The sequence below is a fragment of the Streptomyces sp. V4I2 genome (genome assembly GCF_030817655.1).
Lineage (GTDB): Bacteria > Actinomycetota > Actinomycetes > Streptomycetales > Streptomycetaceae > Streptomyces > Streptomyces plumbiresistens.
This window is the reverse complement of sequence record NZ_JAUSZM010000003.1, coordinates 790,992-812,560: the sequence shown is the minus strand read 5'-3', so window position 1 is coordinate 812,560 and position 21,569 is coordinate 790,992. Positions and strand designations below refer to the sequence as shown.

Below are 21,569 nucleotides of genomic sequence, written 5' to 3'. Positions count from 1 at the left end.
TCATGTTCACCACGGTCGTCCTGATCATCGCGGTCGGCCTCGCCTACCTCGCCGCGGTGGGACTGATGCAGCGATGACCCAGCACTCGTCCCGCACCACGCCCCCCGAACACCGTGGCCTGCGGGGCTTCGTGCGGGACAACGGGCTCGGCCTGTTCTTCACCGTCACGTTCCTGCTGGCCCTGGCCGGGCAGGCGATCGCCGGGCACGCCGACTTCAACAACCAGTTGGTCGCCGACCAGCTGCGGCCGATCAGTCTCGCCGAGTATCTGACGTCGTCCGACTTCGCGGTCGACGTGGCGGAGAACTGGCAGTCGGAGTATCTCCAGTTCTTCCTCTTCATCGGTGTGACCGTCTGGCTGGTGCAGCGGGGGTCCCCGGAGTCCAAGGAACTGCACAAGGGCGGCACCGAGTCCGACAAGCAGCAACTGGTCGGCAAGTACGCCAAGGAGGGCGCGCCCGCATGGGCCCGGGTCGGCGGATGGCGGCGCGCGGTCTATTCGCACTCTCTGCTGCTGGTGATGGGGGCGATCTTCCTGCTGTCCTGGCTGGTCCAGTCGATCACCGGCGTGGCCGCCTACAACGAACAGCAGTTGAGGCAGCTCCAGGCCCCGATCAGCTGGTCCCAGTACCTGGGCGCCGCGGACTTCTGGAACCGTACGCTGCAGAACTGGCAGTCCGAACTGCTGGCCGTCGCCTCGATGGCGGTGCTGTCGATCTACCTCAGGCAGCGAGGCTCACCGGAGTCGAAGCCGGTCGGATCCGCCCATGGCGCCACCGGCGTGGAAGGCTGATAGGGAATCAGCGGGGAGTTCACCGCGAAGCCGGCGCGGTCCTGCGCGACGATCGTCGGCCCGGCGGTACCCGATTCATCGTCCTCACCATGCCGCCGGACACCGCGATGGCCGACCCGGCCTTCGACCCCGTCGCCTTCGACCGCGAACAGCGAGCCGGCTCGCCGAACCGACCGTTGATGCGACGAACCGCGGACCGGCCCGGGCGTGCCTCGCCCGGTCCCGGTGTTCACCCGTACAGCAGGGCGCGTCCGAGCCAGTCGGATCGGTCGCGTACGCCGGGGAGGGCGAAGAAGTACCCGCCGCCGGTGGGAGTGATGTAGTCGACCAGGGGTTCGTCGACGAGCCGTTCCTGGGTGGCCTCGAACTGGCGGGCCACGTCCTGCTGGTAGCAGCAGAACACCAGCCCCATGTCGAGGTCGCCGACCTGGTCGATGCCGCGGTCGTAGTTGTAGCCGCGGCGCAGGATGCGTGAGGAGTCCGACTTCGCGGTACGCGGATTCGCGAGGCGGATGTGGGCGTCGAGCGGGATCGCCCGGCCGTGCGGATCCTTGGCGTAGTGGGGCGCGTCGGTCTCCCGGGCACCGTCGAGCGGGGCGCCGGTGTCCCGCCGCCTGCCGATCATCTGCTCCTGCTCGGTGAGCGAGACCCGGTCCCAGAACTCGACACGCATCCGGATGATCCGGATCACCTGGTAGCTGCCACCGACCGTCCAGGACGGCTCACCGTCGGCCTCGGCGACCCAGACCAGCTTGTTCATCTCGCGGGCGGAGGCGGTGTCGGGGTTGACGATGCCGTCCTTGAAGCCGAGGAGGTTGCGTTGGCTGCCGGACGGACGTGAGGGGTTCTGGAAGCCGTCGATACGCCACTTGACCTGCATGGCGCCGCGGGTGTGCCGGGCGATGTCACGCAACGCGTGCAGCACGGTGTCCGAGTGGCCCGCGCAGATCTGGAGGGACAGGTCGCCGTGGCACTGGCCCGCGTCGAGGTCGTCGTTGGGGAAGGTGCGCATCGGCGTGAGGCGCCGTGGCTTGGCGGCGGCGATACCGTAGCGGTCGTCGAAGAGCGAGGAACCCAGGCCCACGGTGACGGTCAGACCGTCGGCCGGGAGGTCCGGGCCGAGGATGCCGCTGTCGGACGGCGGCGCGCCCACGCCCAGGTCCTCGGGGGTGCCGCCGGCGGTCAGGAACCGGGCCCGCGCGGTGAGGGTGCGCAGCAGGTCGGTGAGTTCGGCGCGGTTGTCGGCGACGACGTCGAAGGAGACGAAGGCGGCGGCGGTCTGCTGAAAGGTGGTGATCCCGGCCTGGTGCACGCCGTGGAACGGCACCTTGTCGCCGTCCGTGGTGACGCCTTCCGCCGCGTCGGCACGCCCGCCGGTGAGCTCCGCACCGGCGAACCCGGCTCCGGCCAGCGCCGCTCCGGCCGCGCCGATTCCGAGTGCGGTCCTGACGAACGTACGACGGCCCGCGGGGCGGACACCCTCGTGACCTCCTTCGGGGCCCGGCTGCTGGGGCGTCATCGGGATGGTCCTTTCCTGGTGGTGCGGCGTGCGGCGGTGCGGCGGTGGTGAGGCGCAAGGGTGTTCAGGCTGACTTGCGGATCTCCAACAGGTCGGGAATCGGGGCGAGTTCCTCCAGCAGTTGACCCATCGCGCCGTCGAGCTTCTGGCGGGTGGCGGCGGGGAGTTCACCGACCGGCGTCCACCTCCCGTCACCGCGACGGGCGGAGAGCACCAGCCGCTCGGTGCGGCGCAGCCAACTGCCCACCGCGGGGGAGACCTTGGGGTCACGCTTGTCGATCAGGGGGCGCAGGAGGCCGAGCAGTTCCCGGGTGCCCTTGATGTCGGCCTCGGCGGTCGCCAGACCCGTGCCGCTGCCGTATTCGGTGGCACCGGTCAGCTCCTGCTGGAGGGTGCCCTCCAGGATCTCGTGGGTGCGCAGCGGCAGGTCGCCCGGGTCGAAGTCCTGGTGGGGGAAGTCCTTCCGCAGGGCGGCCACGTCGGCGGTGAGCTGCCGCGCGGCCCGGGCGAGCGAGCCGGCCGGCTCGCCGTGCCACAGGCCGTACTCGACCCGGTGGAAACCGGTGAAGCCGGAGTCCTTCACCCCGTCGGGCAGTCCGGCCGTCGTCCCGTTGATCTCCGCGTCGAAGTCCCCGAACGTGCCGTAGGCGGCGCCGAGCGAGGCGTACTGCTCGTGTGCGGGCAGCCAGTCCCTGCGCGCCCGGTCGAGCCGGCCGGCCTCGATGTCGTCTTGCAGGGTCCGGGTTCTGGTCAGCAGGAGGGCCAGACCCCTTTGTACGTAAGCGCGGTAGGAGGCGAGCGGCGCTGCGAGATCCTTCTCGGAGACGGGCAGTACGGCTCTCACCGTGCCGCCGCCCGTGACCCGGACCGCCGCGGAGGTGACGGCCTGCCCGCTGGTCGGCACGCAGCGCCAGGCGTAACTCCCGCCGCCGATCGTGGCGATCAGGGTGCGGGTCGTGCCGGGCGCGATGCCCTCGGCCTCGCCGTAGACGGCCGCCGTGGCCGGGTCGATCAGGTACGCCTCGACGGTACGGCTGCCGCTGTTGCGCACCTGGAAGGACTGCCGTCCGGGCTTGGGCGTGGTGAATCCCTTGCCGCAGTGCGCGGCGGAGACGGTGACGGTGGCCGCGGAGGCGGGCTTCGAGTCGCCGACCGCCACCAGGACGCCCGCGATCAGCGAGGGAGCGGCGAGCGCGGCCACCGGTAGGACCCACCGGGGCAGGCGTCGCCCGCAGGCGGCGGCGGGACGAGGGGCGGCCGGATCGGCCACGGACGCGGAGGCAGGCGCCGCCGCTACGGGCGGGGCGGCGACGGGCGCGTCCGTGCCGCGCACTCCGCGGACGAACAGCGTCATCACCACGACGAGATACGCGCCGTAGGCCATCACCTGAAGCCACGTCATCTGCGGCGTCAGGTTGAGTGTGCCGCTGAGCAAGGTGGCGTACCAGGAGCCGGAATCGATGCCGGCCGACAGGTCGAAGGCGTACGCCGTCGCCCCCGGCAGCACTCCGCCCTCCTGCAGATCGCGCAACCCGTAGCCGAGCACCCCGGACGCGATCACGATCAGTGCGGCACCGGTGTAGTTGAAGAACCGGGTCAGGTTGAGGTGCAGCACCCGCCGGTACAGGCCCCAGCAGACGACGGTGGCCAGCAGCAGGCCCGCCCCCGCACCGACGAGCGGGCCGGCGGACTCGCAGGCCGTCTGTCCCGTGGTCCACAGGAACAGGGCGGTCTCCAGCCCCTCGCGGCCGACGGCGAGGAACGAGGTGACGACCAGCACGCCCGAGCCCATGCCCAGCGCCGCGGTGACCTTCTCCTTGATCTCACCGGAGAAACTCCGCGCTGACCGGCGCATCCAGAACACCATGGCGGTGACGAAGGCGACCGCGACCACGCTGAGCGCACCGCTGAACGCCTCCTGCGCCTGCCCGGACAGGCCGGCCGAGGTGAACGTCAGCACCGCGCCGAACCCCATCGACAGCCCCACCGCGGCGAGGACCCCGGTCCACACGTGCGGCAGCCGGGAGCGGTGGCCGGAGCGGACGAGGGTGGCCACCAGAACAGAGACGACCAGGCCGGCTTCCAGGCCCTCACGCAGGCCGATCAGGAAGCTCGGGAGCGCGTTGTCCCACACCGGGGAACTCCTCTCAGGCACGCCCCGGTACGATCACGTGCCAGGGCGGGCTGAGTGTAGGCAAACCTAAGTAGCCATGACGATGGTCCCTCGATGGGATCTCGCGGCACCCAGCTCCCGGTGACCGGTCAAATGGGCAGCTCAGAAGGGGAGTTGGGGGACGAGTAAGAGTCCGGTAGGAAGCCGGGACGCGCTACTCGTAACGCGACATTTCGACCGTCGTGCTGCCTGTGCCACCGCTTCGTTCAGGCGCGCAGCGGGTTGGTGCGTGTCGCTGCCAGCAGGTACCAGGCCGTGGCCCCCGCATGCCGGTAGGGGTAGTAGCCGAACCCGAAGCCGGTGTCGAGCGGGCTGCTCGCCGAGACGACTCCGGACCTCTCGGCAACCGCCTTGCTCCCGATGGTCTGGTCGCCGCCCAGGAGGTCCTGGGCCCGCTCGATGGAGGCGATCAGCCGCCGGGCGCGTGTCTCGTCTCCGCGGGCGTGCCGGTTCCGCAGGGCGAGTGCGAGGTGGGCCGTCCCCTCGAACCACACGCCGTTGCGGTTCGGCTTGGGCTGGCCCTCCGCGATCGGGGCGTCCTCGTTCGCCAGGAGGGCGGCCGAGCTGAAGGTGACGCCTTCGTAGGACTGACCCGCGGGAACGGAGCTGTTGGGCCGGTCGGCCGTGTCCAGAACGGCCAGTTCGGTCGCGGCCCAGTCCAGCGACACGGAATGGGCGGGGGAGGACAGGGCGAGCTGAGTCCAGGTCTGGGTGTCCTCGGGGATCGGCGACTTGTTGATCGTCACACCGTCGTTGGTGCCGGTGTAGAAGAAGCCCCCGGACGGCTCCCACATCTTCATGACGAAGGCCTTGGCGCGCGCCCGCCGCTGCAGCCACACCGAATCGCCGGTGAGCCGGGCGAGCTGTCCGAAGAGGCCGATCAGGTCGGTGTTGTGCTCGGTCGAGGTAAAGGGCAGTTTCTCGTCGGCCCCGTTGACCCCGAACTTGTAACCGCCGAGGGGTTCGTCGGTGCGGCCGACCCGCTCGATCCACTCACCGATCCACACGGCACCCGTGAGGAAGCGGCGCTGTCCGGTCCGGCGGGCGAGTGCGCCCAGCGCGACGGCGGCCCAGGCCATGTCACCCACGGCCGTGCCGGTGAAGCCGAACTGCGTTCCGACGTTGGCCGTACCGTCCGCTCGCACGAAGCCGTCCGGCTGCGGCGAACCGTCGTAGAAGGTGTACGGCCCGACGTTGTAGGCCTGGCGCAGCCTGCCGTCGTCGTACACGGGGTCATGGGCCTGGGCGTAGAGAAGCGCGTCGCCGAGGGCCACGGCTCTGGAGCGGCCGTCCGTGGTGCGGGAGGCGAGCGCGGCCAGGATCACGAGGGCGTTGTCGTAGGTGAACGCCGTGCTGAACAGACCGGCCTGGTCGGTGTAGCTCTGGGCCAGCCGGACGGTGCCGTGGTCCGGATAGGCGTCCATGGCGGCGGCGAGGAAGGCGTACGCCCGGCGCTGCGCGGAGCCGGCGCCAACGGACGAGCCTTCCGCGGCCAGGGCCGCGCCGGAGCCGGCCGCGGTGAAGACCGCGGCGCCGACACCGAGCCCGGTCCCGATGAGCGCACGGCGGCTGAGTCCCGGGCCTGGGCTGCCGGTCATTGGTCTCCTCGAAGGTGTGGGGCGAAGCGAATGACATGGAGGCACTGAGAGCGCTCTCACACGCGCGCCCTCATTGTGCTGTTGCGTCAGATCCTGGTCAACGCCTGTGTCATGCGCGCCAATTGGGGGCGGAGGGAAGGAGTACAGCCTCACACGAAGCGCCCCGCTGCCGGGGCCCGGCTGGGCATACTGGCAGGCATGGCCGTCTATGACACGCTCGGCGCCTACGAGCCGCCGCGGACGGTCCTCGCCGTCGAGCCCAGTCACGTCATGCTCGCCCAGCGCCCGCCCCGTTCCGCGCCGGCCGTACGCGCGGTCGCTGAGCGTCTCCCACTGTGCGACGACGCCGCCGACGCCGTCATGGCGCTGCTCACCATCCACCACTGGACCGACCTGGCGGCCGGAATCGCCGAACTCCGCCGGGTCGCGCGGCGCCGCGTCGTCGTCCTGACGTGGGACCAGCAGATCTTCCGCGAGCGGTTCTGGCTCGTACGCGACTATCTCCCGCGGGCCGCCGCCTTCGACGACACCCGTGCCGTCCCGATCGGCCGGTTGGTCGCCCTGCTCGGCGGGGCGCGTCAGGAAACCGTCCCCGTCCCGCACGACTGCACGGACGGGTTCGGTGCGGCGTACTGGCGGCGCCCCCGTGCCTACCTCGACCCACGGGTGCGGGCCGGTATCTCCATGCTCGCCCAGACCGGAGAGGACGCCCTCGCGCCCGGCCTGGCAGCACTCGCCGACGACCTGGCCACGGGCCGCTGGCACGAGCGCCACGCCGAGCTGCTGGTCCTCGACGCCATCGATGTCGGCTACCGGCTCCTCGTGGCGGACATCTGACCCGCGTCACGGGGCACGGACCCGGCGGGCGTGCGGGCTGACGTACGCAGGTTCCGGCCACGACGGGTCAGGCCCCAGGGCTTCAGGACCGAGAGCACCGTCATGAAGAGGTAGGCGGACAGCGAGACGACCGGCCCGAACAGGACGTCGCCGGCATCGGGCAGCGGCCCGCCCGCGGCGACGGCCGACACCGCGGAGTTCACCCCGGGGCGCAGTGCGAAGACCGTGGCGGTGGTTGTGGCCAGGGTGAGCCAGAACTTCGTGCAGACCCAGCGGTGCTTCGCCAGTCCCCACGGGGTGCCCAGGGAGAGCACCAGGCCGCTGAGGAGGGTCAGGAAGGCGAGGGGGAGCAGCAGCCAGTCGGCGAAGAGCTTCATGGCTCTGACGGAGGCTTCCACGGTCACCGCGGAGCCGGTGGTGGTCGCGGTGATCCCGAGTGCGAGCAGCCCGAGCGTGAGCCCGAGCCAGCCGGCGGAGGCGGCGACATGGACGACGAGGGAGGCCCGGCGTGCGGGGCGGCTGAGTTTCACCTGGAACACGGTGCCGGGTACGAGCGGCGAGGACGTCCGGCGGCGGGAGTAACCGCGCGTACTCGTCCCGGCGTACGCCGAGCCCGCGGTGGGCCCGAGTGGCTCCGAGCCACCCTAATGGGTCAAATAGGTTTTTATACTCATAGGGACGCTAACCTTCCGGAGTGGTCGATGTCCCGCAAGCCCTCAAACGACGACGGTGACGAACTGCTCGCCCGGCTCGGGACGCTGACCGCTCAGGCGCGTGAGCGAGCCGAGCTCCAGCGGTCCCTGGTCGAGCTGGCCGTCGCCCTGCAGCGCGGCATGCTTCCCGGAGACCTGCCTGTCGCCCCCGGGTTCCACCTGGCTGTCCAGTACTCACCCGCCTTTCACGGTCTCAACGTAGGGGGCGACTGGTACGACGCCTTCAGGATGCTCGACGGGTGCATCGGGCTGTCCATCGGTGATGTGCAGGGCCACAACATCGAGGCCGCCGCGTTCATGGGACAGGTCCGGGTCGGACTGCGCGCGCTCGCCTCCGTCACGAGCGAGCCGGGCGAACTCCTGTCCCGAACGAACGAGCTGCTCCTGTCCCTCGGCACCGACCTGTTCGCGACCTGCACGTTCATGCGGCTCGACCCGTCCACCGGGGTGCTGGAGAGCGCCCGGGCGGGACACATCCCCTGCGTCTGGGCCACCGCGGACGGCAAGTCCGGTATCGCCGAGGACGAAGGGGGGCCGCCGCTGGGCATCCAGGAGGGGCAGGACTACCCGGTGACCCGGTACCGGCTCAGCACGGGTGGAGTGTTCGTCCTGCTGACGGACGGCGTGGTGGAGGGGCCCTTGCTGAACGTCGACGAGGGGCTCGACCAGGTGGTGCGGCTCGCGGGCATCGCCGCCGTGGCGGGCATGGACGCCGGCTCGCTCGCCGCCGCCGTGATCAAGGGCGCCGAGTGGGTGGGACACGAGGACGACGCGGCCGTACTGGTCGTCGGCCACGACGCACCCGACGTCCGGCGGTAGGCGGGCAGGGCCGCGTCTCTCGGCTCGCAGGCCGGGCGGCGTCGGTATCTGATGGCTGCTGTGGTGGGTATCCAGGATCTGCGTCGGCCTGCCCTCTTCGCCGTCCAGACGCTGGCGGTCGCCGCCTGCTACTTCGCGGCGGGGCGGCTGGGCCTCGTGCGTGAGCTCGTCGTCCAGGGTGCCGTGGTCACACCCATTTGGCCCCCCACGGGCGTCGCGGTGGCCTGCCTGCTGATCTTCGGGCTGCGGTCCCTGCTCGGAATCACTCTGGGTGTGCTGTTCGTGATCACGTCCATCACCACACTGCAGCCCGCTGTGCTCGGAACACTGGCGGGCAACACCGCGGCACCGGTCTGCGCGTACCTGATGCTGCGCCGGGTCGGGTTCCGGACGGACCTCAGCCGACTGCGGGACGGCGTCGCGCTGGTGTTCCTGGGAGCCCTTGCCAGCATGCTGATCAGCGCGACCGCCGGCGCGGGGCTTCTCGTCCTCCTGGACAAGCTCGACGCGTCCAGTTTCTGGCCCGTCTGGCTGGCCTGGTGGGTGGGCGACGCGATGGGCGTCCTGATCGTCACCCCCATCCTGCTGCTGCTCCACACAGCACGCCTGCCACCGCGCGTGTCCCGATGGAAGGAAGCCTCGGGGCTGGCCCTCATCGCCTGCGGCCTCGTACCGCTGGCCACGTACAGCGGCCTCAGCCTGCTGTTCCTCGTCTATCCGCTGCTGATCCTGGCCGCCCTGCGCTTCCAGTTGGCGGGCAGCATTCTGTGCGCCCTCCTCGCCTCCACAGCTGCCACCATCGCGGCGACGGACCAGAGCGGTCCCTTCGAAGGGCTGTCGCATATGGAAGTGATGTTCAAGCTCCAGGCGTTCAACGGCTCCATGGCCCTGACGGCGCTGCTGCTGTCAGCCGTCATCACCGAGCAGCGCAACACCAGACGCTCGGTGGAAAAGGCCTGCCAGGACCTGGTGGAGGTCCTGGAACACCTCACCGCGGGCGACTCTCCCCGCAGTCGGCCACCGCGGGACGCCGAGGGACTGCGCCACCAGCAGTGAGCCCGAGGGGACTGAGACGCGGCCCTCGTGTCATCCGCCCTGCCGGGTGAGAGCGGGACGTAGCGTGACCCGCACAGCAGGACGGATCCGCACGACGGTCGACCCTATGGTGGCGTGATGTGTTGGAGTGCGACGGCCGACCTCGTGGCGGGCGTCGGTGTCGCGGGCGTCGGGGCGGCCTGCGTGGCGCGGGTGCGCAGCATCGGAGACCTGCCGCTGGCCGCACTGCCGCTGCTGCTCGGGGCCCACCAGATCGCCGAGTCGGTGGTCTGGGCCTCGGACGGGGGCAGCGGACCGGCCACCGTCCTCTGGGCCGTCATCGCGCTGCCCCTGCTGGCGGTGTGGGTGCCTGCGGGCGTCCTGTGTGCCGCCCCGCCGCACGCCCGGCCGCGGCTGATCCTCCTGCTCGCAGTCGGGTCCGCGACTGCCGCGATACTTGCCCACGGCCTTGCCACCGGACCGGTGACGGCCGAGATCCGCGGCCGCACCGTCGGCTATGCGGTCGGCCTCTCCCATCCGGAGCTCCTGGTCGCGGGCTACCTGCTGGCCACCGTGGGCTCGCTGCTGCTGTCCGGCGACCGGCGGCTGCTGGTGCTGGGGATTCTGGTCACCGTCGGCGCAGTGGCCTGCTGGGCCCTGTGGCGGCTGGAGTTCGTCTCGACCTGGTGCGCGTTCGCGGCGGTGTGCTCAGTGGTGCTGCTCGGATGGGTACGTGCACGGCCGACCCCCTCGAAGACGCCCCACAGCCCGGCCGGAGCCCGCTGACGCCGCACCTGCGGCCGCCGGCGGGCTGTCCCCTACTGACGCAGTTCCAGGGAAATGTGCGCGGACAGTGCGCGCAGGAGGTCGGGAGCGTCGAAGATCTCGCCGGCGGACGCCACCCCGACCGCCTTGGTCTGCCCCGCGAGGATGCGGTGCACCGCTTCCACCGCGAGCGGCGCGGTGACCGCGTAAATGTCCTGGCCCCTGGCCACAGCGCGCCGTTCGGCGCCGCCGGAGCGCACGACGACGTCGACGAGGAAGGTCTGTGCGGACCGCCCACGCTCGTCGACCGCGGCCGGCGTCGGCGTGTCGGGGGCCGACACGTCCTTGGCCGCCTCGACCGTCATGTACGTGCGCACCTCGGGGATGGACAGGTGGCTGGGGATGGTGACGACATCGGCCATCGTGAACTCCCCGAGGACGGCCCGGGTGCCCATCGGCTCCGGGAAGGGCCACTCCAGGGTGGGCAGCTCGTCGGTGTGGTACTCCAGCCGCCCGTTCGTGTAGCGGACCCGTCGGCCGTTGCGCCGCTCCTGGACGGCCTTGCTCGCGGCGCGCGTCCCGGCGGTGGGGTGCCAACTGTTCAGCCCGTACGCGATGTGCGCCTCGTCGGCCGTCGTCCAGTCGCCCATCGCCGCGGTGGCCAACAGGTCGCCGAGGCCGCCGTAGAAGGCCATCGCGGGGACGATCACCGCTCCCGCGGCGCGGGCACGGTCCGCGAAGTGCGCGAACGTGTCGGCATTGGCCTCGATCTCGGCCGCCACATCCACGTACGGGATCCGGGCCCGCAGTGCCGCCTCGATCACGGGGGCTGCGGTCGTGCCGAAGGGCCCGGCACAGTTGATCACGGCCGAGGTGCCGGCCAGTGCGCGGTCGAGCGAGGCCGGGTCGGCCACCGACGCCGGCCGGGCGTCGAGGCCGGGCTCGGACGCCGCCAGCGCCCGCAGCTTGCCGGCGTCGCGGCCGGAGAGAACCGGGACGAACCCGCGATCCCGCAGCTGCGCCACCACGAACCGCCCGGTGTGCCCGTACGCGCCGAACACCGCGACTCTGTGCCCTGATCCCATGACGTCTCCCCCTGATCGAAATGATCTAGTGCGCACATCCTGGCAGAGGGAGCGCGGTCCGCTGTGAGTGTCTGGAACGCCACGCCCCGTACAATTCCGGACATGGGCACTGTCGCACTGGCCGTCACCGACGGAATGCTCCACTTCGAACTGTCCGTGGCGTACGAGGTGTTCGGCGCCGCCCCGGCCGGCGTGACCGCCCCCTGGTACGACATCGCCCTCTGCGGGACGGACGCCGTGCGGGTCGGACGGTTCCTGCTGGAACCCGACGCCGGGCTCGACCGGCTCCGGCGCGCCGACACCGTGATCGTCCCCGGCTGGGCGGACGTCGACGAGGACCCGCCCGCCGACCTGGTCGACGCGGTGCGCGCGGCCCACGCGGCGGGCGCGCGCGTGGCCTCTCTGTGCACCGGCGCGTTCGTGCTGGCCGCCGCGGGCCTGCTGGACGGGAGGCGCGCGACCACGCACTGGGCGCACACCGATGCCCTGGCCGCCCGCTACCCCGAGGTGCGGGTCGACCCGGACGTGCTCTACGCCGACAACGGCAGCGTGCTCACCTCCGCCGGCAAGGCCGCCGCGCTGGATCTGTGCCTGCACCTCGTCCGCCTCGACCACGGCTCGGCGACCGCCAACGCCGTCGCGCGCCGCCTGGTCGTGGCGCCGCACCGGGCCGGCGGCCAGGCCCAGTTCGTCACCACCCCGGTGCCCGCCCGGGACGACCGCCCGCTCGCCGCCCTGTTCCCGTGGGTGATGGAACGCCTCGACCAGCCGCTGACCGTGGAGGACCTGGCCCGCCAGGCACGGATGAGCTCACGCAACCTGGGCCGCCACTTCAGGGCGGCCACCGGCACCACCCCGCTGCAGTGGCTGCTGACCCAGCGGATCCGCCGCGCCCAGGAGTTGCTGGAGAGCACCGACGACGGTGTCGCCGCCATCGCGACGGCCACCGGCATGGGCACTTCCACCACGCTGCGCCGTCACTTCAACCGCACCGTGGGCGTGCCCCCGGACACCTACCGCCGCACGTTCCGCTCACGGTCCGACTCGGGCCCGTCTCGACTGTTAGAATGAGCGCGTTGGCCTTCGGCGCCCCAACCGGTGCGTGCGGAGGCTTTTTTCATGCCTTCCGACACGTCGGCGCCCGCCGCGCCGCCCCCTTCCAGCTACCGCGTCCTGCTCCGCACCAGCGAGTTCGCAGGCCTGTACATCAGCTTCACACTGACGGTCGCCGCGACCACCTTGTCGGGTTTCGCGCTCGGCACCCTGGTCGACCACCAGACCGGTTCGCCGTTCCTGACGGCCGTGAGCATGTACGGCGCCACCTTCGCGACGGTGCTCGGTGCCTTGACGCTGATGTCGGTCGCGGACGGGCGCCGTCCTCGCCGGACCCTCGTCGCGCTCCAGGGGGTCTCACTGGGGGGCGTCGCCGCGCAGGCGGTTCCGGGGCTGCCGTTGGCCGCCCGGTTCGGTCTGCTCCTGGTACTGGGATTCTTCCAGTCCCTGGGCACGGGCACGCGGATGGGGCTGATCGCCGAGGTCGTACCGACCTCCACCTATGCCCTGGCACGTTCGCTCATGAACATCACCTCGGGAGGCATGGCCGTCCTCGGCTATGCCGTCGGTGCCGTGCTGCTGCGGCACCTCGGCCCGCACGAGGTCTTCCTCGTCGCCGCGGCCCTGACCGGACTCGGGTCGGTCGTGGTGGCGACGACCGTTCGGGAGCACTCGATCCGTCCGACCTGTCGCCCCGGACTGCGTCAGACCTGGACGACGAACATCGCGCTCTTCTCCCACCCCGGCCGACGGGCGCTGCTGCTGAACCTGTGGGTGCCCAACGGGCTGATCGTCGGCTGCGCGGCTCTGTTCATCTCCTACGCCCCGGGACACGCAGGCGCTCTCCTCGCCGCCGGATCGGCAGGCATGCTCCTCGGGGACCTGGCCATCGGACGACTGCTCACCGCCCACCAGAGACGCCGCTGCGCCTTCGCCCTGCGGTTGCTGCTCGCCGCCCCGTACCTGGTCTTCGCACTCCATCCGCCCATGGTGGTGGCGACGGCCGCGGTGTTCGTCGCCAGTGCCGGATACGCCGCCACCCTGCCCCTGCAGGAGCAGCTTCTCGCGCTGACCCCCGATCCGGTCCGTGGCCAGGTCCAGGGCGTCGAGTCCGCCGGCCGGATGACCTGGCAGGGCATCGGTGCCGCGATCGCCGGCGGCGTCGCCCAGTACCTCACTGCCGGCACTGCGGTGACCGTCCTTGCCGCGGTCTCCCTTGCCGCCACGGTCGTCTCCCGGCCCTACGTGGTCCGGGCCCGCGCCGTGCCGGCGGTCGGCGCTACTGGCCCAGCGCCTCGCGCGCGGCCGTGCGGGCCGCCACCGCCCGGGGGAAACCGGCGTAGCCCGTGGCGTGGTAGATGACCTCGGCGAGCTCGTCCTCGGTCAGGCCGTTGGTCAGCGCGATCCGGACGTGGGTCGCCGGCTCGCTCTCCGCGCCGAGGGCGATGAGGATGCCCAGCGTGACCAGGCTGCGGTCACGGCGGCTGAGCCCGTCGCGCGCCCACAGCGCGCCGAACACACTGGTGACGCCGATCTCGACGAGTTCCTCGCCGAGGCGACCGTCCCGGAGGTCGATGTCGTCCCCCTCGGGGAACACGCCCGGCAACAACTCGCGCAAGGCCTTGAGACCCGCGGTTCGCAGATCGGATCCGCCGCCGGTTTCGGCAGTTCCGGCAGTTTCGGCGGAAGGAGGGGCGGGCTGTGCACCATCGGACTCGGACTCGGACTCGGACTCGGACACAGCCTCTGACTCAGCCGCAGGGGATCCCTTGACCGCCTTGGCTCTCACGTGACTCCCGTTCCATGCGTTGTGAGATGGATGCCGGGCCCGGAGCGATCTCGCTCCGGGCCCGGCCCGCGGCTCGGTCGGGCCTCAGGCGTCCTCCGAGACCGGAGCCAGCTTCTTGCTCTTGTCGAAGCCCACGACGTCGGCCAGCGTGCCGCCCAGGATGGCGGCGCGGTCCTCGTCGGACACCGTGTCGTCGAAGTTGTACGCGATGCAGTCGGCGCTGCTGCGGAAGGTGCCCTCGGCGTGGGGGTAGTCGTTGCCCCACATGATCGTCGACACCCCGGTGATGTGGCGGGCCTTGACGGCCGTGGGGTCGTCCGCGAACTGGACGTGGATCTGGCGCCGGATGTACTCGCTGGGCTTGAGGGGGTAGGGCCACTTGTCGTTGATGGTGAACAGCAGCCCCATGGCCGACTGCTCCTTCGGCGAGCGGTTGTCGTCCCAGAACCCGAGCCACCAGTCGAGGTCCTGGCCGATACCGGTCCGGAAGGACTTGTCCATCCCTTGATCTTCGCAGGGAATCGGGGCCTTCAGGCCGGGCGGGAATGCGATCCTCGGCCCGGAGGCGCGAAGCGGCGGAGATCTCTGCGCCTGGGTGGTGACGGTCAGGCTGGGCGCTTCTGGTTCTCGATGTAGTCCTTGACGATGCTCAGGGGTGCGCCGCCGCAGGACGCGGCGAAGTAGGACGGGGACCAGAACACCGAGCCTGTCCCGATCCGGTTGATCCGGCCGGTGTACTCCGCCCGCAGGTATCGCGAACTGACGCCCTTGAGGGAGTTGACCAGCTTGGACAGGGCGATTTTCGGCGGGTAGTGCACGAGCAGGTGGACGTGATCGCCTTCGCCGTTGAACTCCCGCAGCTGGGCGCCGAAGCTCTCGCACACGTCGCGCATGATCTCCTCGCAGCGTGTCAGCATCTCGCCGTTGAAGACCTCACTCCGGTACCTGGTGACGAACACCAAATGTGCGTGGAGGTTGTAGACGACGTGGTTTCCCCGTCTGATATCGGGATCTGGTTCCCAGCGTGGTGACATGCGCCAAGTGTAGTAGGATCAAGCGGACTCGACCGGAGGGGGGTGGGCTGAGTTGATCCGTGCGTACAAGTTCCTCCTGCGGCCCACCGTCCGCCAGGAACAGGCGCTCGGCGAGATGCTGCGGGACCACTGTTCCCTCTACAACGGTGCGTTGCAGGAACGCCGCGACGCCTGGCGGCACGTCTCGAAGACCAGCGTCAAATACGGGATGCAGTCCGCGCAGCTCAAGGAGATCCGGGCGTTGGATCCGGAGCGTCAGGGCCGCTGGTCGTTCTCCTCGCAGCAGGCCACCCTGCGCCGTCTCGACAAGGCGTTCGCCGCGTTCTTCCGCCGGGTCACGTCCGGTGAGACGCCCGGCTACCCGCGCTTTCGCGGGGTGAACTGGTTCGACACGGTGGACTTCCCGAAGGAGGGGGACGGCTGCCGGTGGGACTCCACCCCGCACGACCCCCTCACCCGCGTCCGCTTCCAGGGCGTCGGCCATGTCAGGGTCAACCAGCACCGCCCGGTGGCCGGCCGGGTCAGGACCGTGTCGGTCAAGCGCGAGGGCCGTAAGTGGTTCGTCGTGCTCACCGCCGGACAGGACCAGCCCGAACCGCTGCCCGCGACCGGCAGCGTGGTCGGGATCGACCTGGGCATCGCGAACTTCCTCGCCGACTCAAGCGGCGAGTTCGTGCCCAACCCACGCCAGGGCCGCCGTGCGGCCGAGAAGCTCCAGGCAGCGCAGCAGGCGCTGTCCCGGTTCCCGCGCCGCAAGGCCAAGGACCGCACCGCCAACCACCAGCGGGCCGTGGACAAGGTCGCCCAGCTCCACGGCAAGGTACGGCGTCAGCGCCTCGACCACGCCCACAAGACCGCCCTCGGCCTGGTCCGCGCGCACGATTTCATCGCGCACGAAGACCTCAAGATCCGCAACATGAGCAAGGCCCCCACGCCGAAACCCGACCCGGACCAGCCGGGCGTGTTCTTGCCCAACGGGGCAGCGGCGAAGGCCGGGCTCAACAAGTCGATCAACGATGCCGGTTGGGGGGTGTTCCTGACGATCCTGCACGCCAAGGCTGAAAGCGCCGGACGGGAAGTGATCGCCGTGGACCCCCGCAACACCTCCCGCACCTGCCCCGGATGCGGGCACACCGCCAAGGAGAACCGGCCCACACAGGAAAAGTTCCACTGCGTCGCATGCGGCCACACCGCCCACGCCGACACAGTGGCAGCCACCAACGTTCTACGGGCCGGGCTGGTCCGTCGCGACGCCAACCCAGCGTAACGAGAAGCCCCCGGCCTCAGCCGGGGGAGGAGTCACGTAGGAGACCAGCCAGCCGGCGCTGAACTCGATCAGGTTGAAATGCAGGTTCGGGTACCGTTCGCAGACACCGCCGCCGACGAGGTCGGCGATGATGCGCTGTGGGTTGGCGAACCCGGCCGCGGACTGCTGGAGCCGGCCCGACACCATGTCGTCGGTCAACTGGCCCTTGCCCGTGTTGACGGCCGTCATCATGCTCCGGACGGTCATCGCCGTCTCCGACGTGTCTTCCTTGGTCTTCACCCCGCCGGTGGCGACGTGGATGAACACCGGCATCCCGTTCGCCTGAGCGGCCGCCCACACCGGGTCGTACAGGCGGGAGGCGTACGGCACGGGCGGGGTCTCCGGGATCAGGATCGCGCCCAGGCCGAGGCGCGCGCACCGCTCGATCTCGGCGACGGCCTCGGGGATGTCTGTCATGGGGATCGCCGCTGTCGGGCGCAGCCGGTCCTTGTACGGGAGGAACCGCTCGACGATGTAGTCGTTCCATACGCGTGCGTGCGCCATCGACAATTCGTGGTCGTCGGTGAACAGGACGAACAGCGACAGGTTGGGGAATATCACCGAGGCGTCGACGCCGTCGAGGTTCATGTCCCGGATGATGTGCTCGGGCTCGCCGTCCGGGGTCTCCCCGCCGAACTGACGGTACTTGGAAATGGTCCAGCCGTCGTACCCGATGGTGTGCAGCTTCTTGAACTCGGTGTGCCCGCCCTCCACGATCGGCTCCTCGAGCGTGAACTCCTCTTCCCGGAGGGCCCGTTCGCGAAGAAGCTTGGGCAGGCGGGTCTTGAAAAGATCGACCGGCTCGATGATGTGCGAGTCGCCGGACACGACAAACTCTTTGAACACAGGGCTTACCTCTTTCCGAACCTCGTCGTTCGTTCCAGAACGTGCCCCCGGGTGATTGGTGTAGTTACCTGTACCGTGCGGTCTAGTCAACGATTCAGTGCATCTAATGTCCTGTGCCGTTCGGGGGTTCCGGTGCGGGTTCCGGTGCGACTCGTGCGCCTCACTCGTCGACTGACTGTAATTCAGGGTACTTAAAGCGGGTGGAATGGCGGACTGGTCAGGCAGTCGACGCAACGCCGACGAGCGCGGATTACCAATGTGGCCGTTGCCTTCGGCAGGATGGACGCCATGATCGAGATTCGCACGCCCCGCCTCCTGCTCCGTCGCTGGCGCGACGACGACCTCGTGCCCATGGCGGACATCAACGCGGACCCGCAGGTGATGCGGTGGATCGATGACGGCTCGGTGCGCGACCTGGAGTACACGGCGGAGGCCATCGAGCGGTGGGAGGAGGAGTGGGACGACGAGGGCTTCGGCCTCTTCGCCGTCGAGCTGCTGGCCTCGGGCGAGCTGGCCGGCTTCACGGGCCTGTCCGTGCCCGAGTCCCTGCCGGAACTGGCGGCCGAAGTGGCGATCAGCTGGCGGCTCGGCTCACCGTTCTGGGGCCAGGGATACGCGTCCGAAGCGGCCCACGCCACGTTGGAGTTCGCACTCCAGGACCGTGGCCTCGACCGGGTCATCAGCGTCGTCCGGATCGGTGACGAGGCCTCCGAGAACGTCATCCGCAAGCTCGGGATGGCGCTGGAGCGCGAGATCGAACACCCGGTGTACGGCTTTCCGCTGCACGTTCACGCCATCGACCTCACCGAGTTCGACGGGTGACTCGGCCGTACATCCCGCACACGGTTACGCGACGATCACCTCGCCCCCGGCCTGCCGGCAGAGGTCGAGGGTGTGCGGGTCGGCGCCGCCGGTCGTGACCAGGGCGTCCACATCGGCGAGCGAGCAGATGCGCAGTGAGCCCGTGCCGGGGAACTTCGCCTCGGACGCGATGAGGACGACTCGGTCGGCTGCCTCGATCATGGCCTGTTTGATCGGCGCCTCGACGGCCATGTCGTCCACGACGTGCCCGTTGGTGCGTACGCCCGTGCAGCTCAGCATCACCAGGTCGGCGCTGACCTGGCGCAGGGCCGTCTCGGTCAGCGAGCCGACGAAGGACTGGTAGTTGCGGCGCAGGACTCCGCCCAGCAGGATCAGCCGGACGGCCTCGTCGTCCCGCAGTTCATCCACCACGGCCAGGTTGCTGGTGATGACGGTGACGGGCCGGCCTTTCAGCCGGCGGGCGATCCGCTGGGTGCTGGTACCGATGTCCAGCACGACCACGCTCTCGTCCGGCACGAGCGCCGCGGCGCGCTCGGCCATGGCGTCCTTCATGGTTCCGTCGTGGGACGCCGAGATGCCGAAGGGCTCTTCCTCGGCCGGCGCGCGCAGGGACAGCGCCGCGCCCCCGTAGGTACGGATCAGTTCGCCGTTGCGGTCCAGGAGCTTCAGGTCCCGGCGGATCGTGGACTCGCTGACGTGGAGGCGCTCCGCCAGTTCGCGCACGGAGGCCACTCCGGTCGTACGGAGGGCGTCGACGATCCGCGCGTGTCGTTTGCTCGAAGTCACAGGGAAAGCTTAATCGGATGACCGACTTCGGTCATCCGGCCCAGGAAACAGGCTCGTTACTGACCGACTCTTGTCATGTCATGGCGTGCACGCTCATAGTTGAGCAGCATCCGAGGATGTCCCCCTAACTGCTCAGGAGCGTCTGGGATGTTGGCACAGTTGCGAAGAGCCCGGGCGGCGGTGGGGGCGTTCGCCCTCGGTGCGGCTCTGGTGCTGGTGGCGGGAGCCCTGCCCGCGCAGGCAAGTACACCGAGTACCTCGAGCGCACCGGGAGCGGCCGTGAACGCGCGCGACCGGGCCACCGCGGCCGTCGAAGCGATGATGGGGTTCTACGACGAGAACACCGGCCGCTGGGATCCGGACGCCCCGTGGTGGCAGTCTGGCAACGCGCTCCAGGCACTGCTCGACTACACGGCGAAGACCCGGTCCAAGAGATATCTGCGGCAGATCGAGAACACCGTCGAACAACAGCGCAAGCCCCTGCCCTGGTGGCCGGAGGGCGGCGGCGAGTTCCGCGCCGACTCCACGGACGACACCGGCTGGTGGGGACTCGCCATGACCAGCATGTACGACCTGACCCGCGACCAGGAGTACCTGACGATCGCGAAGCTCGACGAGGAGTACATGTACAAGTACTGGGACGACGTCTGCGGTGGCGGCGTCTGGTGGGACATCCCCGCCGCGACCTACAAGAACGCCATCAGCGTCGAGCTGTACATCAAGCTCGCGGCGGCCCTGCACAACCGGATCCCCGGTGACACCGTCTATCTGAAGCGCGCGCTCACCGCGTGGAAGTGGCTCAAGAGCAGCGGCATGATCAACGGCGACAACCTGGTCAACGACGGGCTGAACACACAGGGCGGCGGCTGCGCCAACAACGGCGGCATCACCTGGACGTACAACCAGGGAGTCGTCCTCGGCGGACTGGCCGAGCTGTACAGGGCCACCGGCGACCGCGGACTGCTCAGGGACGCACGGAAGATCGCCGACGCCGTGGTCGACAGCCCTCAGCTGTCACCGAAGGGGATCCTGACGGAGCCCTGCGAGGCGAGTGGCACCTGCGGGTCCGACGGCACGGCGTTCAAGGGCATCTTCGCCCGCAACCTCGGCGAACTCGACGCCCTGCTGCCCGGCCGTCCCTACCGGGGCTACCTCCTCACCCAGGCCCGCTCCGCCTACCAGTACGACCGCAACAGCTCCGACCAGTACGGGCTGAGCTGGTCCGGTCCGTTCGACCGGGCGAGCATCGGCCGTCAGGAGTCTGCCGTGTCGCTGCTGGTGTCCGTCCTCTGATCCAGGCGCTCGGACCTCGCACAGCGGTGAGCCGCGCGGCCGGTGTTCCGCCGCGCGGCTCCCTTCCTCAGAACGGGCGGTCGCCCGCGATGGCGACCCGTTCCGCCACCCGTCGGTGCGGTCCGTAGTCGTTCACCGCGTAATGCTGGGTGGCCCGGTTGTCCCAGAACGCGATGTCGCCCGGCTGCCATCGGAACCGCACCTGGTACTCCGGCACATGGGCCTGCTGCGTGAGGTACCGCAACAGCCGATCGCTCTCCTCGCGCTCCATGCCGGTGATCCGGGTGCTGAACGAGGTGTTGACGAAGAGCAGCCGCCGTCCCGTCTCCGGGTGGGTGCGCACCACCGGATGCTCCACGGGCGGAAAGGCGGACTGGAGCGGGATGAGCCGCTCGGGCGGATAGAAGCGGGCGAAGCCGGGGATGAAGTCGTGCACGGCGGTGGCCCCGTCGATACGGTCCTTCACCTCCTGCGGCAGATTGTCGTAGGCGGCGGCCATGTCCGCCCACATGGTGTCCCCGCCGAACGGCGGGACCTCGTGCAACTGGAGCACCGCGCCGAGCGCCGGCCGCTCCCGGAAGGTCACGTCGGCGTGCCACACGTTCTCGAAGGTGGGCATGGCTCCGTCGCCCTTGTCGAAGCGCACGACGTCCTCGCTGGACCCCTGGGCGAGCAGCGGGTTCGTCTCCAACTCGCCCCAGCGCCGGGCGAAGTCACGCTGCTGCGCGGAGGTCAGCCGCTGGCCGCGGAAGAAGAGAACCTTCCACTCCAGCAGCGCGCGGTTCAACTCCTCGCGCAGCGCGTCCCCCAACGGCCGCGCGAGACTGATGCCCCGTACCTCGGCCCCGATCGTGCACCCCTGTGGCACGAGCTCGACATGCTCGTACGGGCGCTCCTCCCACCCCTCGGGCAGCCGGCGCAGCACGCGGACACCCTCGTACATCCCGCCTTCTGGCACGCGGGCCTCGCGCAGTGTGGGCTGCGGCCCGGCGTTCACGACAGTCATCGCATCCATCTCCTTGTACATGTTCTGCAGGTGGCAGACGGCAGTTGGCTTCAAGGCGCGTGCTCTCGCGGGCCGTGTACGAAGGAGTTCGTGATCCAGTGCGGACGTATGCCGGGAGTCATCCGGAGCGTGGGGAAGGAAGATGACCGGCACGGCCTGGGCTGCGGCGCGCGGCGAGCACACGGCTCGGCGGCAGTCCGGTCAGCGGCCTGAACGCTCGCAGCCGGTCCGATCCGGGACGCGCAACGGCCCCGTCGTGTCGAACCAGTGTCCGGTCATGGTGTTGATTGTGTGAGT

The 21,569-nt window shown here is 70.0% G+C and carries 21 protein-coding genes; 10 read left to right on the top strand and 11 right to left on the bottom strand.

The window, feature by feature from the left end:
- The first annotated feature begins 73 nt into the window (after nucleotides 1-73).
- Nucleotides 74-793 carry a DUF6766 family protein gene (locus QFZ76_RS04655; protein WP_307672483.1) on the top strand — a complete coding sequence of 240 codons (720 nt, stop codon included), beginning with the start codon at nucleotides 74-76 and terminating at the stop codon, nucleotides 791-793.
- A 229-nt stretch (nucleotides 794-1,022) separates the two neighbouring features.
- On the opposite strand, the gene efeB is transcribed toward QFZ76_RS04655, so the two are convergent.
- From efeB to QFZ76_RS04640, 3 genes are all read right to left on the bottom strand, one after another.
- Complete coding sequence (gene efeB / locus QFZ76_RS04650) at nucleotides 1,023-2,312, bottom strand: iron uptake transporter deferrochelatase/peroxidase subunit (RefSeq protein ID WP_307672482.1); 1,290 nt, start codon at nucleotides 2,310-2,312, stop codon at nucleotides 1,023-1,025.
- Nucleotides 2,313-2,376: 64 nt separating this feature from the next.
- The gene (efeU, locus tag QFZ76_RS04645; protein ID WP_307672481.1) at nucleotides 2,377-4,446 is read right to left on the bottom strand and encodes an iron uptake transporter permease EfeU; all 2,070 of its coding nucleotides are present in this window, start codon (nucleotides 4,444-4,446) and stop codon (nucleotides 2,377-2,379) included.
- A gap of 245 nt (nucleotides 4,447-4,691) precedes the next feature.
- Nucleotides 4,692-6,083 (bottom strand): Tat pathway signal sequence domain protein, encoded by a 1,392-nt coding sequence (locus QFZ76_RS04640; protein WP_307672480.1) that lies wholly within the window; start codon nucleotides 6,081-6,083, stop codon nucleotides 4,692-4,694.
- A gap of 198 nt (nucleotides 6,084-6,281) precedes the next feature.
- On the opposite strand from QFZ76_RS04640, the gene QFZ76_RS04635 reads away from it, so the two are divergent.
- Nucleotides 6,282-6,920: a class I SAM-dependent methyltransferase gene (locus QFZ76_RS04635; protein WP_307672479.1), complete on the top strand. Its 639-nt coding sequence runs from the start codon at nucleotides 6,282-6,284 to the stop codon at nucleotides 6,918-6,920.
- Here QFZ76_RS04635 and QFZ76_RS04630 read toward each other — a convergent pair.
- Complete coding sequence (locus QFZ76_RS04630) at nucleotides 6,893-7,450, bottom strand: DUF2269 domain-containing protein (RefSeq protein WP_307672478.1); 558 nt, start codon at nucleotides 7,448-7,450, stop codon at nucleotides 6,893-6,895. The genes QFZ76_RS04635 and QFZ76_RS04630 overlap by 28 nt on opposite strands.
- A gap of 171 nt (nucleotides 7,451-7,621) precedes the next feature.
- Here QFZ76_RS04630 and QFZ76_RS04625 point away from each other — a divergent pair, with 171 nt between their 5' ends.
- From QFZ76_RS04625 to QFZ76_RS04615, 3 genes are all read left to right on the top strand, one after another.
- Nucleotides 7,622-8,452 carry a PP2C family protein-serine/threonine phosphatase gene (locus QFZ76_RS04625; RefSeq protein WP_307672477.1) on the top strand — a complete coding sequence of 277 codons (831 nt, stop codon included), beginning with the start codon at nucleotides 7,622-7,624 and terminating at the stop codon, nucleotides 8,450-8,452.
- A gap of 51 nt (nucleotides 8,453-8,503) precedes the next feature.
- Nucleotides 8,504-9,508: an MASE1 domain-containing protein gene (locus tag QFZ76_RS04620; RefSeq protein WP_307672476.1), complete on the top strand. Its 1,005-nt coding sequence runs from the start codon at nucleotides 8,504-8,506 to the stop codon at nucleotides 9,506-9,508.
- Between the two features lie 117 nt (nucleotides 9,509-9,625).
- A complete protein-coding gene (locus QFZ76_RS04615) occupies nucleotides 9,626-10,273 on the top strand; it encodes a DUF6629 family protein (RefSeq protein WP_307672475.1) in 648 nt (215 codons plus the stop codon).
- 32 nt (nucleotides 10,274-10,305) lie between these two features.
- Here QFZ76_RS04615 and QFZ76_RS04610 read toward each other — a convergent pair whose 3' ends face one another.
- Nucleotides 10,306-11,337, bottom strand: coding sequence for a trans-acting enoyl reductase family protein (locus QFZ76_RS04610; protein WP_307672474.1), 1,032 nt, complete (start codon nucleotides 11,335-11,337; stop codon nucleotides 10,306-10,308).
- 102 nt (nucleotides 11,338-11,439) lie between these two features.
- Between QFZ76_RS04610 and QFZ76_RS04605 the strand changes: the two genes are divergently transcribed.
- The gene (locus QFZ76_RS04605; protein ID WP_307672473.1) at nucleotides 11,440-12,408 is read left to right on the top strand and encodes a helix-turn-helix domain-containing protein; all 969 of its coding nucleotides are present in this window, start codon (nucleotides 11,440-11,442) and stop codon (nucleotides 12,406-12,408) included.
- 48 nt (nucleotides 12,409-12,456) lie between these two features.
- On the top strand, nucleotides 12,457-13,752 hold the full coding sequence (locus QFZ76_RS04600; RefSeq protein ID WP_307672472.1) for an MFS transporter: 1,296 nt from the start codon (nucleotides 12,457-12,459) through the stop codon (nucleotides 13,750-13,752).
- Here the strand turns inward: QFZ76_RS04600 and QFZ76_RS04595 are convergent.
- The 3 genes from QFZ76_RS04595 to tnpA all read right to left on the bottom strand — a co-directional run bounded on the left by QFZ76_RS04595 (nucleotide 13,670) and on the right by tnpA (nucleotide 15,213).
- Nucleotides 13,670-14,008 (bottom strand): carboxymuconolactone decarboxylase family protein, encoded by a 339-nt coding sequence (locus QFZ76_RS04595; RefSeq protein ID WP_307672471.1) that lies wholly within the window; start codon nucleotides 14,006-14,008, stop codon nucleotides 13,670-13,672. The genes QFZ76_RS04600 and QFZ76_RS04595 overlap by 83 nt on opposite strands.
- 255 nt (nucleotides 14,009-14,263) lie before the next feature.
- Nucleotides 14,264-14,680: a hypothetical protein gene (locus QFZ76_RS04590; protein ID WP_307672470.1), complete on the bottom strand. Its 417-nt coding sequence runs from the start codon at nucleotides 14,678-14,680 to the stop codon at nucleotides 14,264-14,266.
- 104 nt (nucleotides 14,681-14,784) lie between these two features.
- Nucleotides 14,785-15,213, bottom strand: coding sequence for an IS200/IS605 family transposase (gene tnpA, locus QFZ76_RS04585; RefSeq protein ID WP_307672469.1), 429 nt, complete (start codon nucleotides 15,211-15,213; stop codon nucleotides 14,785-14,787).
- Between the two features lie 52 nt (nucleotides 15,214-15,265).
- Here tnpA and QFZ76_RS04580 point away from each other — a divergent pair, with 52 nt between their 5' ends.
- Nucleotides 15,266-16,480, top strand: a complete 1,215-nt coding sequence (locus QFZ76_RS04580) for a transposase (protein ID WP_307672468.1) — start codon at nucleotides 15,266-15,268, stop codon at nucleotides 16,478-16,480.
- Here QFZ76_RS04580 and QFZ76_RS04575 read toward each other — a convergent pair.
- A complete protein-coding gene (locus QFZ76_RS04575; RefSeq protein WP_307672467.1) occupies nucleotides 16,439-17,347 on the bottom strand; it encodes an amidohydrolase family protein in 909 nt (302 codons plus the stop codon). The two genes, QFZ76_RS04580 and QFZ76_RS04575, sit on opposite strands and share 42 nt — an antisense overlap.
- 306 nt (nucleotides 17,348-17,653) lie before the next feature.
- Between QFZ76_RS04575 and QFZ76_RS04570 the strand changes: the two genes are divergently transcribed.
- On the top strand, nucleotides 17,654-18,187 hold the full coding sequence (locus QFZ76_RS04570; RefSeq protein ID WP_307672466.1) for a GNAT family N-acetyltransferase: 534 nt from the start codon (nucleotides 17,654-17,656) through the stop codon (nucleotides 18,185-18,187).
- A gap of 24 nt (nucleotides 18,188-18,211) precedes the next feature.
- Here the strand turns inward: QFZ76_RS04570 and QFZ76_RS04565 are convergent, their stop codons facing one another.
- Entirely contained in the window at nucleotides 18,212-18,973 is a 762-nt protein-coding gene (locus tag QFZ76_RS04565) for a DeoR/GlpR family DNA-binding transcription regulator (RefSeq protein WP_307672465.1), read from the bottom strand.
- Nucleotides 18,974-19,120: 147 nt separating this feature from the next.
- Here QFZ76_RS04565 and QFZ76_RS04560 point away from each other — a divergent pair, with 147 nt between their 5' ends.
- Nucleotides 19,121-20,266 (top strand): glycoside hydrolase family 76 protein, encoded by a 1,146-nt coding sequence (locus QFZ76_RS04560; protein ID WP_307672464.1) that lies wholly within the window; start codon nucleotides 19,121-19,123, stop codon nucleotides 20,264-20,266.
- Between the two features lie 67 nt (nucleotides 20,267-20,333).
- Here the strand turns inward: QFZ76_RS04560 and QFZ76_RS04555 are convergent, their stop codons facing one another.
- Nucleotides 20,334-21,272: a TauD/TfdA dioxygenase family protein gene (locus QFZ76_RS04555; protein WP_373464261.1), complete on the bottom strand. Its 939-nt coding sequence runs from the start codon at nucleotides 21,270-21,272 to the stop codon at nucleotides 20,334-20,336.
- Between the last annotated feature and the right edge of the window lie 297 nt (nucleotides 21,273-21,569).

Excerpts from the sequence above, each read along its gene's own strand:
- QFZ76_RS04600 (WP_307672472.1), top strand. The coding sequence starts at position 12,457 with ATGCCTTCCGACACGTCGGCGCCCGCCGCGCCGCCCCCTTCCAGCTAC.
- QFZ76_RS04620 (WP_307672476.1), top strand. The coding sequence starts at position 8,504 with ATGGCTGCTGTGGTGGGTATCCAGGATCTGCGTCGGCCTGCCCTCTTC.
- QFZ76_RS04605 (WP_307672473.1), top strand. The coding sequence starts at position 11,440 with ATGGGCACTGTCGCACTGGCCGTCACCGACGGAATGCTCCACTTCGAA.
- QFZ76_RS04590 (WP_307672470.1), bottom strand. The coding sequence starts at position 14,680 with ATGGACAAGTCCTTCCGGACCGGTATCGGCCAGGACCTCGACTGGTGG.
- efeB (WP_307672482.1), bottom strand. The coding sequence starts at position 2,312 with ATGACGCCCCAGCAGCCGGGCCCCGAAGGAGGTCACGAGGGTGTCCGC.
- QFZ76_RS04625 (WP_307672477.1), top strand. The coding sequence starts at position 7,622 with ATGTCCCGCAAGCCCTCAAACGACGACGGTGACGAACTGCTCGCCCGG.
- QFZ76_RS04610 (WP_307672474.1), bottom strand. The coding sequence starts at position 11,337 with ATGGGATCAGGGCACAGAGTCGCGGTGTTCGGCGCGTACGGGCACACC.
- QFZ76_RS04635 (WP_307672479.1), top strand. The coding sequence starts at position 6,282 with ATGGCCGTCTATGACACGCTCGGCGCCTACGAGCCGCCGCGGACGGTC.
- QFZ76_RS04655 (WP_307672483.1), top strand. The coding sequence starts at position 74 with ATGACCCAGCACTCGTCCCGCACCACGCCCCCCGAACACCGTGGCCTG.
- QFZ76_RS04555 (WP_373464261.1), bottom strand. The coding sequence starts at position 21,272 with ATGACTGTCGTGAACGCCGGGCCGCAGCCCACACTGCGCGAGGCCCGC.
- QFZ76_RS04640 (WP_307672480.1), bottom strand. The coding sequence starts at position 6,083 with ATGACCGGCAGCCCAGGCCCGGGACTCAGCCGCCGTGCGCTCATCGGG.
- QFZ76_RS04615 (WP_307672475.1), top strand. The coding sequence starts at position 9,626 with ATGTGTTGGAGTGCGACGGCCGACCTCGTGGCGGGCGTCGGTGTCGCG.
- QFZ76_RS04560 (WP_307672464.1), top strand. The coding sequence starts at position 19,121 with ATGTTGGCACAGTTGCGAAGAGCCCGGGCGGCGGTGGGGGCGTTCGCC.
- QFZ76_RS04570 (WP_307672466.1), top strand. The coding sequence starts at position 17,654 with ATGATCGAGATTCGCACGCCCCGCCTCCTGCTCCGTCGCTGGCGCGAC.
- tnpA (WP_307672469.1), bottom strand. The coding sequence starts at position 15,213 with ATGTCACCACGCTGGGAACCAGATCCCGATATCAGACGGGGAAACCAC.